Raw genomic sequence first — 15,711 nt, forward strand, 5'->3', positions numbered from 1 at the left:
CCAATGCCAGACGACCAACCTGATCGCGACAGCCGACCCTCGCCGGAAGCATGGCTGCAGGCGGCCGCGCAGGAAAAGCGCGGCCGCCTCAATGTCTTTCTTGGTGCGGCACCCGGCGTAGGCAAGACTTATGCCATGCTCGAGGCCGCGCATCAGCGCCAGCGCGAGGGTATCGATGTGGTGGTCGGCGTGGTCGAGACCCATGGCCGTGAAGAGACGGCCTTCCTGCTGCGCGGCTTGGAGCAGCTGCCGCTGCGCCGCGTCGAATACCGCGACCGGGTTTTCAATGAACTCGATCTGGAGGCGGTGCTGCGCCGCCGGCCGCAGCTGGTCCTGATCGACGAACTGGCGCATAGCAATGTGCCGGGCAGCCTGCATGACAAACGCTACCAGGATATCGAGGATATCCGCGCCGCTGGGATCGACGTTTATACCGCGCTGAACATTCAGCATTTGGACAGCCTGAATGACGTGGTGGCGCAAATCACCCGCGTGAAGGTGCGCGAGACCATTCCGGATCAGGTGCTGGCGCAGGCTGATGCGATCGAGCTGATCGACCTGCCGCCGGAAGACCTGATCCGGCGGCTGAGGGAGGGCAAGGTCTATCTGCCCGAACAGGCCGCGCGCGCCGTGCATCATTTCTTCGCGCCAGGAAATCTGACAGCGCTGCGCGAACTGGCCTTGCGTAAGGCGGCCGACCAGGTCGACAGCCAGATGCTGTCGCATATGCAGAGCCGCGGCATCAGCGGGCCCTGGCCGACACGCGACCGCATCATGGCCTGTATCAGCGCCAGTCCACTGATGCCGCGGCTGGTGCGTGCGGCGCGACGGCTTGCTGCCCGCCGCCATGCCTCCTGGATCGCGCTCTATGTCGAGACGCCGGCGCATGACCGGCTGTCGGATGCCGAGAAGACGCAGATCAACCGGGCGCTGACGCTCGCCGAGGAGTTCGGGGCCGAGGTCGTCACCGTGGCGGCCGGCAACGTGCCGGCGGAAATCCTGCGCCAGGCGCGCCAGCGCAATGTCACCGAGATCGTGGTGGCGCGCAGCCATCGTTCGCGGTTGATCAATCGCCTGCGCGGCACGCTGACCGACCGGCTGGTCGAAGCCGGCGACGGCATCAACATCCATGTCGTCACCGGGGCGGCGGATGAGGAATCTTGGCTCGGCGTGATGCGGGCGCGGCTGGAGAGCCTCGACTGGCGCGGCCTGCTGCCGACAGTCGTCATTTCGCTGCTGGCGCTGGGCGCGGTCAAGCTGGCTGGTCCCTGGCTGCCCGATTCCAGCATTCCGCTGCTGATACTGATCGCCGTTTTGCTCTGCGCGCTACGCTACGGCTATGCGGCGGCAGTGCTGAGTTCGGTGCTGGCGGTGCTGGGCTACAATTTCTTGTTCCTGCCACCGCTCTATACCTTCACGATCACTAACCCGGAAAATATATACACCTTCTTCGTCTTCCTCGGCGTGGCGCTGGTCGCCAGCAATCTCACGGCGCGCATCCGCGCCCAGGCGGAAGCGGCGCGAATACGTGAAGCGCGCACCGCTTCGCTCTATGCCTTCAGCCGCACGGTGACCGGCGCGGCGGAGGAGGACGATATCCTCTGGGCCGTGGTGCATCATGTCGCGGCCCTGTCGAAGGCGCAGTCGCTGGTGCTGATTCCCGATGGGGCCAGCGGGGCTCGGCTGGAGATTCGCGCCGCCTATCCACCGGAAGACCAGATCGACGACAAGGCGCGCATCGCGGCCGATTGGGCCTGGGACAAGGGCGAGCCGGCTGGGCACGGCACTGGCACGTTGCCATCGTCGGACTGGCTGTTCCTGCCCCTGCGCACGGTGGAACGCAAACTGGGTGCGCTCGGGGTGCGCTTCCCCGATACCGCGCCGGTTCTAGGGCCGGATGACCGCCGTCTGCTGGATGCGCTGGCCGGGCAGGCGGCGCTGGCCATCGAACGCACCATCCTCAATCGCGATATCGAGGAAGCGCGTGTTTCCGCCGAAACCGAGAAGCTGCGTTCGGCACTGCTCTCCTCGATCAGCCATGACCTCCGCACGCCCCTCTCGGCCATCATCGGAGCCGCCAGCAGTCTGATGAACTTCGGCGACCGCATCGAAGCGAAAGGCCGTGATGACCTGCTGGTCACCGTGCGCGATGAGGCCGAGCGGCTGAACCGCTTCGTCGGCAACCTGCTCGATATGACGCGGATCGAATCCGGCGCCATGCAGCCCAAGCTCGACTGGGTCGATCCGGAAGACCTGGTTGCCACCGCGGTGAAACGCGCAAGCCCGCTCACCATGGGGCATGCTGTGGAAATCGAGCAGGAATCCGATCTGCCACTGTTACGGGTGGATTACGTTTTGATCGAGCAGGTGATCATCAACCTGCTAGATAACGCCGCGAAATACTCCGACCGGGGCGCGCCGATCCTGCTGGCGTTGCGCCGGCTGGACGACCGCTTGGAATTGCGGGTGACGGATCGCGGCATCGGTATCCCGGCCGGCGAACTGGAGCAGGTCTTCGACATGTTCCATCGCGTGCGCGCCGGTGACCGCCAGGTGGCCGGCACAGGGCTTGGCCTTTCGATCTGCCGCAGCATCCTCACCGCCCATGGCGGCACTATCCGTGCCGAAAGCCCGGCACAGGATGGCCGAGGCACCCGTATGGTCGTCACCCTGCCGCTGGAACAGCAGCCGGCGATGCCGCAAGAGGAAAAGACCAGTCATGGCTGACGGTGCACGCATCCTGGTCGTCGACGATGAACCGCAGATCCGTCGCCTGCTGAAAGTGAGCCTGGAGGCGCATGATTACAGGATCATCGAGGCCGGTGGCGGTCAGGAGGGCATTCGGCTCGCCGCATTGGAAAAACCAGATCTGGTGGTGCTCGATCTCGGCCTACCGGATATCGATGGCCAGGACGTGATCCGGCGCATCCGCGAGTGGAGCGCCGTCCCCATTGTGGTCTTGTCGGTCCGGGCCGATGAAAGCGACAAGGTCGCGGCATTGGATGCCGGCGCCGACGATTATGTCACCAAACCCTTCGGCACTGGCGAATTGCTGGCCCGCATCCGTGCGGCCCTGCGCCACACCGTTAATGCAAGCGTGGGCGCACCGCTATTCACCAGCGGCGACCTGCAGGTCGATCTGGAAAAGCGCCAGGTCAGCCTGAAGGGCGCGCCGGTGAAACTGTCGCCCAAGGAATACGAGCTACTGCGCCTGCTGGTTCAGCATGCCGGCAAGGTGCTGACGCACCAGTTCATCCTGCGCCAGGTCTGGGGTCCGGCGCATGAAAATGACGTGCAATACCTGCGGGTTTTCGCCCGTCAGCTGCGCCAGAAGATTGAGGCCGATTCCGCAAGGCCGCAGCTGCTGCTGACCGAGCCGGGGGTGGGCTACAGGCTGGTGGGGTGATTGGCTGCCTACAGGATGCCCGGAATTCTCAAGAACTCTCGTACTGGTGGAATTCTCAGAAAGCAGTGGTGCTTCTTATCAATACTCTAGGTACGATTCGCCGGAACCCGTCAGTTTGTTCTCAATTAACCTGAGATCTGACGGCGCGCCTCGTAGCGCCCGTTCGATTCCGCGGTAGCCTGGAAACCCGCCGGAATCCCCAAGTATTTTGTGGTAATTTGCAGAATCTTCTCAGAACAGCTAGGTAAAGCTTATCGGCTTCCTGATACGACACTGCCGAATCGGCTCCTTTTATTATCAAGTAAGTTGGTTTTTGACGCAGATGGCCATTTCGAACACTCACACCACGCTGCTGTGGGTTCACGCGATTCTTAACCCCCGCGTTGGTGGCCGGACGCGGCTGATCGCCTGGGCCCGCCAGGTCGTGCTGTCCCGCTACGCAGCCTGGATGCTGTGGCGCGTCGAAGCGGCCCTCCGGCGTGCGCCCGGTCCAGTGGTGGTGCTGACCGATGGCTACATGCGAGAGGAGATCGAGCGGCGCTTCGGTACGCGCTGCCGTGTGCTGCGGATCGAGGACCATCAGCGCTCGCAATACCAGTTGTTTGACCGTCCTCGTCCGATGGTCCAGCCCATGCTGGATTTTCTCGACTCTCTGTATGGTGATTTTCCTGACCGTTGCGGCCATCCCGCTGTGTTCCGGCAGGATGGTGTACATCATTTGAAGATGCTGGAGCTGCGCTGGGAAGTGCTGCTGTCGATGCGGCTTGCGATCGTGCCGCTGCTGTATGAGGTGGTTCGCCAGCATGGGGCCAGCCGGCTTCAGATCCTTGGCGCGCCATCGGAAATGCGCGTTATTGTAGAAAGTGGCAAAGGTGCGGGATTGGTTGTTGTGGCACCACTGCGCTTCCTGCAAAAAGCCACGGATTTTCTTCGCTATTATTACGAGCGGAAATTCTTCGAGCGAATCCCGACGGTGTATTTTCCGACAACTGGCCGTAGCAGCGACCTGCAGCTGAAGCGATCCGGTGAGCGTTGCCTACTTGTCATCGGTAATTACGACCGCACTGTCGAGCGGTTGCTCAAGATCATGCCTGCCCTGACCGAAGCGGGATGGCAGATCGTCCTGCTCGCCAGCCGCCGTGCTTCAAAGGCCGAAGTGGCGAGGAAGGCGGGGGCAACGGTTGTCTATGTCGACCAGTTGATTGACGCCGATGAATTGCGGGGCATTACCGCTCGCGGTCGGGAAGACGGTCGCAAAGCTTGGGATGCCTATCGCTCTTTCAAAGACAGGCTGCTGCCGCAGCGAGTCATGAATGTCTCCATCGCCGATATCGCCGCGCCATATATGAAGGCTGCCATGCTTGGCGGATTTGGCGTATCGCAGGCGGTGCTGACGGCGGTCGGCCGCCTATTCGAAGCCTGCACGCCTGACTTCGTTCTCAATTTCGAGGACTGGGAGGCAAATCGGGCAGCGACATTGATGGCCAGGCAGCGCGGACTGCCGACGCTGGCCTATTACTGCATTTCCGGCGTGCCGGAAGACAAACTGTTCCGGCGCAGCCAGGAGTGGATGGCCACCTCGGGCATGAATCTCGCCAATGGCTACAGGAATCAGTTCGGCGAAAGGATTAGAGTCGTCGGCGATGTGCTGAATGATAGCAATGAAGGCGATCTGACCGAGCGCCGGATTCGGGCCAGGGCGGCCTTCGGCTTCAAGCCGGAAGAGCGTATCGTCGTCATGTTCTCAACATGGGCCATGCTGTCTTCGGCAGAATTGCAAGAGACCTTTGTGCGAACTTTTGATGCGACGAGCCGCATCGGTGCCCGTATGGTCGTTAAGGCGCATCCCTCGGAATCGCTTATCATCCTGAAGGCGTCACTTAAGAAATGGGGCTGCGAGGCGAAAATCTTCCAGAACGAAAGCCTGTCCGATATCTGTTTGGCGGCAGACTTGGTCAGTACTGTTACATCCTCTGCCGTTTTCACGCCGATGACGTATGGCACACCGGTGGTTTGCCTGTTGCCGGCAGAATCTCTGGCGCCATATGAGTTCTGCGGTTTTGATTATCTTAAGCACAAGGGCGTTGTGCATATCGGCCCCGAGACTGATGCGGCGCCGATCTTTCGCGACCTGATCAACCCAACCGATTTCCGCGCCGAGCAGATTCGGCGCGGTTTCCTGCATGCCGAAGAGCATGTGGGGCCACAGGATGGCCAGTCGGTGCCCAGGCTTTTGAATTTCATCGACGACATCATGTCGGGTAAAGCTTAGATCGGCTTTTCGCCGTCGTGTGCTGCGGGGCGGGCTGAATTCAGCGCGGCTGGCGCGACTGTCCAAGCATATCCTTGAGATCAGCCGCAAGGATGTTGGCGAATAACCGGGCCCCGTCCGGGGACAGGTGGGACTGATCGAGGGTGGGTAGGTCGCGGCTGCGCGGGTCCTGCGTATAGTCGATAGCTGGAACGCCCAGCATGGCCTGCAGCGAGGGCAATTTCATTTCCGCAGGCAGTTCTTCTTCCAGTGCCAGCAGATCAGGCCCGATCGGCAGGCGGGCCAAGACGACACGCCAGCCTGCATCGCGGAACCGTGCCGCAAAATCCACGAATTCGTTGCGTCGCTCGATGGTTGCGGCCTGATTGTCCAGGATGCCGCGCAGCATCACGCGGTAGTATTGCAACTGATGCTCGACGACATCCACCGGCGCGCCATCGCTGCGTGCCAGCGTGGCGTTGACGAAGCCGTCCTCATAAACGCGGCGATCGGTCCAGATCACGCGCGGCGGGCGGCCTTCGGCGAAGTATTTCAGGTCGTTCGGGATCTGGGCGATGCGTGCGGTCAGGGTGCGGTTGAAGAACCCGTCGATCTGGCGTTCGAGCGGGTTGAGCGTGCGCGACCGTGCGCTCAGCGGATTGTTTTCGAAGCTGTAGAGGAAGGCTGGCGATACGCCGATCACCAGCGTTCCGGCCTCCGGATGCTTGCCGATCAATGTCTGGGCGAGGCCCTTGAGCTGTCGCGAGCCGCCGCCGGGATTGCCCAGGTTATAAGCCTCGAGGTTGTAGCCGTTGCTGCGGAAGCTGCGGGTGATGATGCGGTCGGCGATGCCGTAGCCGATGCGGCTGTCACCGACGAAGACGATATCGCGGCGCGGATCGACCTGGGCCAGCCGGTCGTGGAATTCATCGGCATACCAGCCGCCGGAAACATCGCGCGGCACCACCCGGTGCAGGACTTCGGCCGCGCCGACGATGGCCGCACTCAGCCCCAGGATGATGATCAGCAGGACATGCGGTCGTGACATCGGGTGCGCTGCCGGATCAGAAGTTGAAGTAGATGAATTCGCTGACATTCGAGAGGCTCATGATGCCAAAGGCGAGGAAGCAGGCGGTCGCCAGGGCGAAGGCCAACGTCGGGCGCCATTGCAGGCGAACGCGGCCGCCGCTATGCGGCGCCATGCCGAGCGCCGGCGACCAGGCCCGCGTCAGCTCCTGGGTGTTGGGGCAAAGCCAGACCAGGCCGGCCGCGATGGCCAGCAGGATGAGCACATAGCGCGCGGGGAACAGGTTGTGCGGCAGCAGGCCGTCGCGCAGCACTGACAGCGGATTCAGCATGGCGGCGGTGATGCTGCCGGCGCTGGCCAGGCTTTCCGCGCGGAAGAATACCCAGGCGAAAACCACGGCGGCAAAGGTGAGGCAAGGTGCCAGTAGCCTGAAGGCCAGCGGATCGCGGCCGGGCAGGATGCGTTGACGCAGCGAGGCCCAGGCATGATTGACCAGCAGATAGACGCCGTGCAGGGCGCCCCAGATGACGAAGGTCCAGGCAGCGCCATGCCACAGGCCGCCCAGCACCATGGTGATCAGCAGGTTGGCATAGCGCCGCGCATGCCCATGTCGGTTGCCGCCGAGCGGGATGTAAAGATAGTCGCGCAGGAAGCGCGACAGGGTGATGTGCCAACGCCGCCAGAAGTCGATGATGTTCGCGGCCTTGTAAGGTGAGTCGAAATTGATCGGCAGCCGGATGCCGAACAGCAGCGACAGGCCGATCGCCATGTCGCAATAGCCGCTGAAATCGAAATAGAGCTGGAAGGTATAGAGCAATGCGGCGATCCAGGCTTCGGCGAAGCCAAGCTGCACGCCGTCGCGCGCGCTGTCGAACAGCACAGAGGCATGCGTCGACAGACGGTCCGCGATGCCAACCTTTTTCATCAAGCCGATGCTGAAGATGGTGAGGCCGACCAGGGCATCCATCGCGTTGAAGCGGTAGATCGAGTCTTTGCTGAACTGCGGGATGATGTCCTTGTGATGGATGATCGGGCCGGCGATCAGATGCGGGAAATAGGAGACGAACAGCGCATATTGCATGAAGCGATATTCGCGTGCCGCGCCGGAATATACGTCCACCAGGAATGCGATCTGAGTGAAGGTGAAGAAGGAAATGCCGATCGGCAGGAGGATCGCTGGCGGTGCGATGGTCAGGCCGCTGAAGGCGGCAAAGCTCTCGACTGCAAAGCCCCAGTATTTGAAATAGAACAGCAGACCGAGATTGGCGGTGACAGCTGCGGTGAGCACGGTCTTGGCGCGGCCGCTGCCCGTGGGTAGGCGCGCCAGCGCCATGCCTATGCCGTAGTTGAAGGCGATGGAGGGCAGGAAGAGCAGCAGGAAGCGCAGATCCCACCAGGCATAGAACAGCAGGGATGCGAGAGTGAGCCAGGCCAGTGCAGGGGCTTTGCCAAGGCGGGCGAGCAGGAAAAAGCCTGCGACTACCACCGGCGCAAAAACGAAGATGAAAACGTAGGAATTAAACAGCATGTATGGCGGTTTCTGAGTGACTGTGCAAATTACTGCAATTGCTGTGGAAATTAGCGAAAATTGTCAACCTTCACCTAGGGTTCCTGCCGGCCCTGAATATCAGGTGTGTGGCGCAGAAACCAGCCGGTCCGAGGGGTGCGTCCGGCGGCTGGCGGCAGGGCAACGGCGCGGGTAATCTGCCGCCGGTTCACGGGGAGACCGATTCATGTCCAGTGCGGGCGAGAGCGTTTATTTCAGCCGGGTGCGAACGGAAATCATGCCGTTGCTGCCGGCGACCCCCGGCCGTTATCTGGAAGTCGGCTGCGGCACCGGCGCCACCCTGATGCATATCCGCGATCAGGGCCTGTCGACCTGGAGCGGCGGCATCGAACTTGGTGCCGAGCCAGCCAGCCGTGCCGCCACCCAGCTTGATATGGTCCTGCAGGGCGATGTCGAGACCATGGAGCTGCCGATCGCACCGGAATCGCTGGACGTGATCCTGTGCCTGGACGTGCTGGAGCATCTGCGCGATCCCTGGACCATGGTGGGGCGTCTGGGTGGGCTGCTGAAGCCCGGCGGCGTCATGATCACCAGCCTGCCCAATATCCGGAACTACAAGATCGTGATGGCCCTGCTGTTCCGCGGCGAGTGGACCTATCAGGATGCGGGCATCCTGGACCGCACCCATCTGCGCTTTTTCGTGCGCGACACCGCCATCGAATTGATGCAGACCGGCGGCTTGAAGGTAGAGGCGGTGCTGCCTCATCGCATCAAGCGATGGAAGCTGAAATGGATCCTGAACAAACTGCTGTTCGGTGCGCTCACCGATCATCTGGCCGAGCAGTTCCTGCTGCGCGCCCGCCGGGTCTGACGCCATGACGGTCGATGCGGCCACGCTGCCGCCTGAGATCGCCGATGCCTCGGCCTGGTATGGTCCCGCCATGTTGCGGGACCGGTCCTGGCTCGGGCATTTCAGTGCGACCGAACTGGCCGAAGTCGAAGCGGCGCTGAAACCGTTGGCCGCCAATACCGCCTTCAATGCCGCCCGCATGACGGTTGCGGATTTTCCGCTGCCTACGCTGGGCCGACGCCTGGCGACGCTGCGCGGCGAGATCTTGGACGGCCGCGGTTTTGCGCTGCTGCGTGGCCTGCCGGTGCAGCGCTGGAGCCTGCGCGAGGCAGCGATCGCCTTCCTCGGCATCGGCAGCCATCTGGGCAGTGCGCGCTCGCAGAATGCGCGCGGCCATGTGCTGGGCCATGTGAAGGATATGGGGCTCAGCAGCGACGATCCCAATGTGCGTATCTACCAGACGCATGAGCGCCAGACCTTCCATACCGATTCCTGCGATATCGTCGGGCTGCTCTGTCTACAGATTGCGAAATCCGGCGGCCATTCGGCGCTGGTTAGCTCGGTCACCATCTTCAACGAGATGCGCAAGCGCCGGCCTGATCTTCTGGCGCTGCTGTTCGAGCCGATCGAAACCGACCGGCGTGGCGAGGTGCCGGTGGGTGAGAAACCCTATTTCACCATTCCCACATACAACTGGCATGACGGATATCTCTCGGCCATCTACCAGCGCCAGTATATCGAATCGGCGCGCCGCTTCGACGGCGTGGCACCGCTGACGCCGGCGCAGGTCGAGGCCTATGACCTGTTCGATGCGCTGTCCAACGATCCGGCGCTGAACTTCCATATGGAACTGCAGCCCGGTGATGTGCAGCTGGTGCATAACCACACCCTGCTGCATGACCGCACGGCGTTTGAGGACTGGGCCGATACCGCGAAGCGCCGGCATCTGCTGCGGCTCTGGTTGGCGCCGAAGGAAGCGCGGCCCTTACCTCCGGCCTTTGCGCAGCGTTACGGCTCGGTCACGCCGGGTGATCGCGGCGGCATCATTGTGCCGGGCACGCAGCTAACGGTACCCTACGAGGCGGTCTGACCGGATCAACGGACAGCCGCCCCAGGGAGGAAACCATGTCCGTTAGCGCCACCGAGAAACGCTCAGCCTTCCGCCGCCTGCATGACGGCGGCTGTTTCGTCATCCCCAACCCCTTTGATGCCGGCAGTGCCGTGATGCTGCAGAGCCTGGGCTTCAAGGCGCTGGCCTCCTCCAGCGCCGGCATGGCCTGGTCTATGGCGCGATCCGACAACAAGGTGCAGCGCGCCGACGTGCTGGCGCATCTGAAGCTACTGACCGCCGCCACCGATATCCCGGTCAATGCCGATTACGAAAACGGTTTCGCCGATGATCCGGACGGTGTGGCCGTCAGCGTCACGCTGGCCATCGATACCGGCATCGCCGGCCTGTCGATCGAGGATTCGACCGGCAACAAGGAGCAACCGCTTTATGATTTCGACCTTGCCGTGGCGCGTATCAAGGCGGCCCGCGCCGCCATCGACAAAAGCGGCAGCGATGTGCTGCTGACCGCGCGCTCGGAAGGCTTTTTCGTCGGCCGGCCCGATCTGGATGAGACCGTGAAGCGCATCAAGGCCTATGCGGCCGCCGGTGCCGACTGCCTGTACGCGCCCGGCATCAAGGAAGAGGCGCAGATCGCCGCCATCGTGCAGGCGGCCGGCGGCAAGCCGGTCAACCTGCTGACCATGGGCCATAGCGTGGAACAAGCAGCCAAGCTTGGCGTGCGCCGCATCAGTGTCGGCGGCTCGCTGGCGCGCGCGGCCTATGGCGAGTTCATGCGCGTGGCGACGGAGATTACGGAGCAGGGCAGCTTCGCCGGCTTTGCCCGCGCCATGCCGGGCATCGAGCTGAACCGCATGTTTGCCGCAAAACTGGACTCAAAGCCTTGAAATGAGGCGATAAATAGACTGGCTTCACGCCGCTGGTCCGCTTCATACTGATGCAGTCAGGAGGTGATGCGATGACGGCTCCAGCCACGGCACGACTACTTTCCGGTGCGGACTTGCGCGCGCTCTCGCAGCGCTCCGATCTGCATGGCGGCCTGCAGATCACGCGACATGTGCTGCTGATCATCGGCGCCGGCTGGCTGGTGGCGATCGCCAGTCCGCTCTGGCTGCTGCCAGCGATGCTGCTGCTCGGCATCCTGCAGTCCTCGCTCTTCGCTCCGATCCACGAGACCATGCATCTGACGGCATTCAGGAGTCGTCGCGCCAATGCCGTGGTCGGTTGGCTGGCGGCGACGCCGTCGCTGCTGAACTGGCATTTCTATGCGGCCTTTCATCTGGCGCATCACCGTTTCACCCAGGACCCCCTCCGCGACCCGGAGCTGATGCCACCGGCCCCGACCGGCATGCAGAGTTACCTGCTGCGCATCCTGGGCATTAATTACTGGCGCGCGCGCCTGCAGGTGCTGGCCGATGCCTGGCGCGGCGATTTTTCCGCCTATCCCTATATTCCCGCGACCTCGCAGGCACGCATCATCCGCAGCATCCGCGCCATGTGCGTCTTCGCGGCGCTGCTGACGGCCATATCGGTTTACTTCGTCGGCTGGTGGGCGCCCCTGGTCTTCTGGATCGTCCCGCAGCTGCTGGGGCAGATCTTCCTGCGCTTCTACCTGCTGACCGAGCATACCGGCTGCACCGAAGACTCAAACGGTCTGACCAACACCCGCACCACGCTGACCAACGGCATCATGCGTGTCCTGATGTGGAACATGGGCTATCATGCCGAGCATCATCTCTATCCCTCGATTCCCTTCTACCGTCTGGCCGATGCCCATGCCGTCCTGCGTGATCAGCTTACCGTTGTGCAACCGGGCTATGCGCGCTGGCATCTGGCTTACCTGAAAGGCTTGTTGCGTCCGACATGACCTGGCCCACCCAAGCGGGGCGTTTCAGCCTCGGCGATCTCGCGCTGCTCTCCGGTGAAACGCTGCCGGATGCCATCATCAACTGGAAAGCCCATGGCACGCTGTCGCCGGCACGCGACAATGTCGTGCTGTACCCGACCAGCTATTCGGCGCGCCATCCCGACCTGGAATGGCTGATCGGACCAGACGGCATCCTCGATCCGACGCGCTGGTTCGTCGTCATCCCCGACATGTTCGGCAACGGGCTGTCCTCCAGCCCGTCCAATACGCCCGACTACCCCAAGCTGGTCACCGCCTGGGATAATGTACAGGCCCAGAAGCGTTTCCTGGCCGAGCAGTTCGGCATCGAAAAGCTCCATGCCGTCTATGGCTGGTCAATGGGCGCGCAGCAGGCCTATCACTGGGCTGCCTGTTTCCCCGACGCCATGCAGACCGTGGTGATCAACTGCGGCAGCGCCCGCACCGCCGTGCACAATCAGGTCTTCCTGATGGGTCTGATGGCCACACTGGAGGCCGCGCCCGAGCATATCGGCAATGGTCGTTTCTCGGCCGAGCCCAAGGCTGCGCTGCGTGCTTTCGGCCGCATCTATGCCGGCTGGGGCCTGAGCCAGGATTTCTATCGCGCGGGTCTGCATCTGTCGGCTTTGGGCGCCCCTGATCTGGAAACCTTCCTGCGCACCGGCTGGGAGGAGCGGTTTTCGCTGCGGCCGGCCGCCGATCTCCATGCTCAGCTGCGCACCTGGCATGCCGGCGATATCAGCAACAACCCGCTTTACAACCGCGACCTGCATATGGCGCTGCGTGCCATCCGTGCCCGTGTGCTGCTAATGCCGGGCGAGACCGATCTGTATTTCCGTGTCGCCGATAACGCGGCCGAACTGCCATATCTGGCCAAAGCCGAACTTTGCCCGATCCCCAGCATCTGGGGCCATCGCGCCGGCAATCCACAGGTGATCCCGGAGGATACCGCCTTCATAAAGGCGCAGGTCCGGCGCTGGCTGGGCTAGCCGCGAGTCAGCTCTTTGCTATCTCGTTGGCCCTTTGCTATCCAAGATGGTGGATAGCGAATCGGCATGACATCTCCAGCTCTGGACGCGGCACAGGACACCCTGCACAGGGTTTTCGGCTTCGAGCGCTTTCGCGCCGGGCAGGCCGAAATCGTGCAGGCGCTGCTGGATGGCGAGAATGTGCTGGCTGTGATGCCGACCGGCAGCGGCAAGTCGCTCTGCTACCAGCTGCCGGCGATCCTGAATGGCGGCCTCACCGTAGTGGTCTCGCCGCTGATCGCGCTGATGCGCGACCAGGTGCGGCAGCTGCAGGGCTTTGGCATCAATGCCGCCGCGCTGAATTCCTCGATCAGTGACGACGAATACCGCCGCATCCACCACGATCTGAACGACGGTTCGCTGCGGCTGCTGTATGTCGCCCCCGAACGTCTCGTGCGGCCCGATACGGTGACGCTGCTCAAGCGCGCCAATCCCACACTGCTGGCCATCGACGAGGCGCATTGCGTCTCGCAATGGGGTCATGATTTCCGCCCGGAATACCTGAGTCTGGGCAGCATCCGGACCGAGCTGGGCAATATCACCACCATCGCGCTGACCGCCACCGCCGATGCGCCGACCCGCGCCGACATCATCGCCAAGTTGTTCGCGGAACGACCGCGCGAATTCATCCGCAGCTTCGACCGCCCGAACCTGCACCTGATGATGCAGGCCAAGGCCAGTGCCCGCACCCAGATCGGCGAGTTCATCGCGGCAAGGCGCGGCCTGAGTGGCATCGTCTATTGCTCCTCGCGCAAGCGCACCGAAGAGATGGCGGCGGCGCTGAAAGCCATGGGCCACAATGCGCTGGCCTATCATGCCGGCATGGAGCAGCGGCAGCGCGACGCGAACCAGGATACCTTCCTGCGCGATGACGGCGTGGTGATGGTGGCGACCGTCGCCTTCGGCATGGGCATCGACAAGCCCGATGTGCGCTATGTCTGCCACGCCGACCTGCCCCGCAACGTCGAAGCCTATTATCAGGAGATCGGCCGCGCCGGCCGCGATGGCCTGCCAGCCGAGACGCTGACGCTCTATGGCCTCGACGACATGCGCTTCCGTCGCATGCAGATCGAGGAGGGCGAGACCTCGGACGAGCGCAAGCGCATCGAGCGCCAGCGTTTCAACGCGCTGGTGGCGCTCTGCGAGTCGCCGCGCTGTCGCCGCCAGACCCTGTTGGCCTATTTCGGTGAGCAGTCCGAACCTTGCGGCCATTGCGATCTCTGCCAGGACGGTGTGGCGCGCTTTGATGGCACCATCGAGGCGCAGAAGGCGATGTCGGCCATGATGCGCACCGGCCAGCGCTACGGCACCGAGCATCTGGTGCAGATCCTGCTGGGCAATAAGACCGACGCTATTCTGCGCAACGAGCATGACCGGCTGCCCACATTCGGCATCGGCAAGGATCGCGACGCCAATGCCTGGCGCTCGATCTTTCGCCAGCTTTATGGCGCCGGCCTGATCGATCTCGATATCGCCGGCCATGGGTCATGGTTCCTCACCGATGCCGGCCGCGCCGTGCTGAAGGGCCAGAATCGGGTCGAGCTTCGCATCGAGGCCGTGAACGGTGGTGGCAAGCGCTCGCGCAGCCAGCGCGGCAAATCCTCGGCGGCCGAGGTGGCGCTGGGCCATGAAGACCAGATTCTGCTGGCGGCGCTGAAGGACCTGCGTCGCCAGATGGCGACCGAACTGCAGCAGCCAGCCTATGTGATCTTTTCCGATCGCACTTTGCTGGAGCTGGCAGTCAAGCATCCGAACAATCTCTATCGCCTGAGTGACATCCACGGCATCGGACAGGCCAAGCTGGAGCGCTTCGGACAGGCCTTCCTCGATGTGGTGCTGGCGCATGACCGGCGGGGCGAGGCAGCATGAGGACGGTCGGCCTGATCGGATTCGGCGGCATCGGCCGCTCCATTCTCGATGCGTGGCAGAAGGCGCCACCTGAAGGCCATCGTCTCACCGCGCTGCTGGTGCGGCCGCGTCAGCTGGATGAAGCCCGCACTGCGGCGCCCGGTGCTGTCGTTACCGATGATCTGGCGGCTTTCCTGGCTGTGAAACCAAATATCGTGGTGGAGGCCGCCGGTCAGCCGGCGGTGCGCGATTGCGCTGAAGCAGTGCTGCTGCAGGGCTGTGAATTCTTTGTCATCTCCACCGGCGCGCTGGCCGATGATGCTTTCCGCATGACCGCGCAGACAGCGGCGCAGGCCGGCGGCGGGCGGATCGTCATTCCGGTCGGCGCCACCACCGGGCTGGACGGCCTGCTGGCCATGCGCCAGGACGGGCTTTCAGGTGTGACCTACACCTCAACCAAGCCGCCGCTGGCCTGGATAGGCACGCCGGCCGAGAAGGCTTTCGATCTGGCCGCGATCAAGACGCCGACGGTGATCTTCCGCGGCAGCGCGCGGGAAGCCGCGCTGACCTATCCCAAGAATGCCAATCTCGCCGCCACCGTGGCGCTGGCCAGCCTGGGGCTGGACCGCACGATGGTTCAGCTCATCGCCGATCCCGCTGCAAGCGGCAATATCGGGCGTATCGAGGCGCAGAGCGAAAGCTCGACGCTCACCGTCACCGTGGCCGGCCGCAGCAGCGCCAGCAACCCGAAGACCTCAGCCATCACCGGCATGAGCGTGCTGTCGGCGCTGGCCAACCGCAGTGCGGTGATCACCTTCGCATAAATTGCGCCGGTTTGGC

At 63.1% G+C, this 15,711-nt stretch carries 12 protein-coding genes; 10 read left to right on the forward strand and 2 right to left on the reverse strand.

The annotated features are described in order from the left end of the window. Positions 1 to 3 precede the first annotated feature (3 nt). From AC1RRT_RS11335 to AC1RRT_RS11345, 3 genes are all read left to right on the forward strand, one after another. A complete protein-coding gene (locus AC1RRT_RS11335; RefSeq protein WP_493013902.1) occupies positions 4 to 2,727 on the forward strand; it encodes a DUF4118 domain-containing protein in 2,724 nt (907 codons plus the stop codon). After that, entirely contained in the window at positions 2,720 to 3,406 is a 687-nt protein-coding gene (locus tag AC1RRT_RS11340) for a response regulator (protein WP_493013903.1), read from the forward strand. Before AC1RRT_RS11335 ends, AC1RRT_RS11340 begins: the two co-directional genes overlap by 8 nt. 322 nt (positions 3,407 to 3,728) lie before the next feature. After that, positions 3,729 to 5,678: a hypothetical protein gene (locus AC1RRT_RS11345; RefSeq protein WP_493013904.1), complete on the forward strand. Its 1,950-nt coding sequence runs from the start codon at positions 3,729 to 3,731 to the stop codon at positions 5,676 to 5,678. A 40-nt stretch (positions 5,679 to 5,718) separates the two neighbouring features. Here AC1RRT_RS11345 and AC1RRT_RS11350 read toward each other — a convergent pair whose 3' ends face one another. Next, positions 5,719 to 6,705 carry a hypothetical protein gene (locus AC1RRT_RS11350; protein WP_493013905.1) on the reverse strand — a complete coding sequence of 329 codons (987 nt, stop codon included), beginning with the start codon at positions 6,703 to 6,705 and terminating at the stop codon, positions 5,719 to 5,721. Positions 6,706 to 6,721: 16 nt separating this feature from the next. Further along, positions 6,722 to 8,212 (reverse strand): MBOAT family O-acyltransferase, encoded by a 1,491-nt coding sequence (locus tag AC1RRT_RS11355; protein WP_493013906.1) that lies wholly within the window; start codon positions 8,210 to 8,212, stop codon positions 6,722 to 6,724. Positions 8,213 to 8,417: 205 nt separating this feature from the next. Here AC1RRT_RS11355 and AC1RRT_RS11360 point away from each other — a divergent pair, with 205 nt between their 5' ends. The 7 genes from AC1RRT_RS11360 to AC1RRT_RS11390 all read left to right on the forward strand — a co-directional run bounded on the left by AC1RRT_RS11360 (position 8,418) and on the right by AC1RRT_RS11390 (position 15,695). Further along, positions 8,418 to 9,062, forward strand: coding sequence for a class I SAM-dependent methyltransferase (locus AC1RRT_RS11360; RefSeq protein WP_493013907.1), 645 nt, complete (start codon positions 8,418 to 8,420; stop codon positions 9,060 to 9,062). Positions 9,063 to 9,066: 4 nt separating this feature from the next. Next, a complete protein-coding gene (locus AC1RRT_RS11365; protein ID WP_493013908.1) occupies positions 9,067 to 10,131 on the forward strand; it encodes a TauD/TfdA family dioxygenase in 1,065 nt (354 codons plus the stop codon). A gap of 35 nt (positions 10,132 to 10,166) precedes the next feature. Beyond that, positions 10,167 to 10,997: an isocitrate lyase/PEP mutase family protein gene (locus tag AC1RRT_RS11370; protein ID WP_493013909.1), complete on the forward strand. Its 831-nt coding sequence runs from the start codon at positions 10,167 to 10,169 to the stop codon at positions 10,995 to 10,997. 71 nt (positions 10,998 to 11,068) lie between these two features. Continuing rightward, a complete protein-coding gene (locus AC1RRT_RS11375; RefSeq protein ID WP_493013910.1) occupies positions 11,069 to 11,977 on the forward strand; it encodes a fatty acid desaturase in 909 nt (302 codons plus the stop codon). Next, positions 11,974 to 12,984, forward strand: coding sequence for an alpha/beta fold hydrolase (locus tag AC1RRT_RS11380; protein WP_493013911.1), 1,011 nt, complete (start codon positions 11,974 to 11,976; stop codon positions 12,982 to 12,984). The genes AC1RRT_RS11375 and AC1RRT_RS11380 overlap by 4 nt, the downstream gene beginning before the upstream one ends. Positions 12,985 to 13,050: 66 nt before the next feature. Beyond that, positions 13,051 to 14,892, forward strand: coding sequence for a DNA helicase RecQ (gene recQ / locus AC1RRT_RS11385; protein WP_493013912.1), 1,842 nt, complete (start codon positions 13,051 to 13,053; stop codon positions 14,890 to 14,892). Then, positions 14,889 to 15,695 carry an aspartate dehydrogenase gene (locus tag AC1RRT_RS11390; RefSeq protein WP_493013913.1) on the forward strand — a complete coding sequence of 269 codons (807 nt, stop codon included), beginning with the start codon at positions 14,889 to 14,891 and terminating at the stop codon, positions 15,693 to 15,695. The genes recQ and AC1RRT_RS11390 overlap by 4 nt, the downstream gene beginning before the upstream one ends. Positions 15,696 to 15,711: the final 16 nt, after the last annotated feature.

The organism is Ferrovibrio sp. GW821-FHT12B10 (assembly GCF_058807515.1).

Coding starts and splice junctions, on each gene's coding strand:
- AC1RRT_RS11375 (WP_493013910.1), top strand. CDS start 11,069: ATGACGGCTCCAGCCACGGCACGACTACTTTCCGGTGCGGACTTGCGC.
- AC1RRT_RS11365 (WP_493013908.1), top strand. CDS start 9,067: ATGACGGTCGATGCGGCCACGCTGCCGCCTGAGATCGCCGATGCCTCG.
- AC1RRT_RS11360 (WP_493013907.1), top strand. CDS start 8,418: ATGTCCAGTGCGGGCGAGAGCGTTTATTTCAGCCGGGTGCGAACGGAA.
- AC1RRT_RS11345 (WP_493013904.1), top strand. CDS start 3,729: ATGGCCATTTCGAACACTCACACCACGCTGCTGTGGGTTCACGCGATT.
- AC1RRT_RS11390 (WP_493013913.1), top strand. CDS start 14,889: ATGAGGACGGTCGGCCTGATCGGATTCGGCGGCATCGGCCGCTCCATT.
- AC1RRT_RS11370 (WP_493013909.1), top strand. CDS start 10,167: ATGTCCGTTAGCGCCACCGAGAAACGCTCAGCCTTCCGCCGCCTGCAT.
- AC1RRT_RS11335 (WP_493013902.1), top strand. CDS start 4: ATGCCAGACGACCAACCTGATCGCGACAGCCGACCCTCGCCGGAAGCA.
- AC1RRT_RS11340 (WP_493013903.1), top strand. CDS start 2,720: ATGGCTGACGGTGCACGCATCCTGGTCGTCGACGATGAACCGCAGATC.
- AC1RRT_RS11380 (WP_493013911.1), top strand. CDS start 11,974: ATGACCTGGCCCACCCAAGCGGGGCGTTTCAGCCTCGGCGATCTCGCG.
- recQ (WP_493013912.1), top strand. CDS start 13,051: ATGACATCTCCAGCTCTGGACGCGGCACAGGACACCCTGCACAGGGTT.
- AC1RRT_RS11355 (WP_493013906.1), bottom strand. CDS start 8,212: ATGCTGTTTAATTCCTACGTTTTCATCTTCGTTTTTGCGCCGGTGGTA.
- AC1RRT_RS11350 (WP_493013905.1), bottom strand. CDS start 6,705: ATGTCACGACCGCATGTCCTGCTGATCATCATCCTGGGGCTGAGTGCG.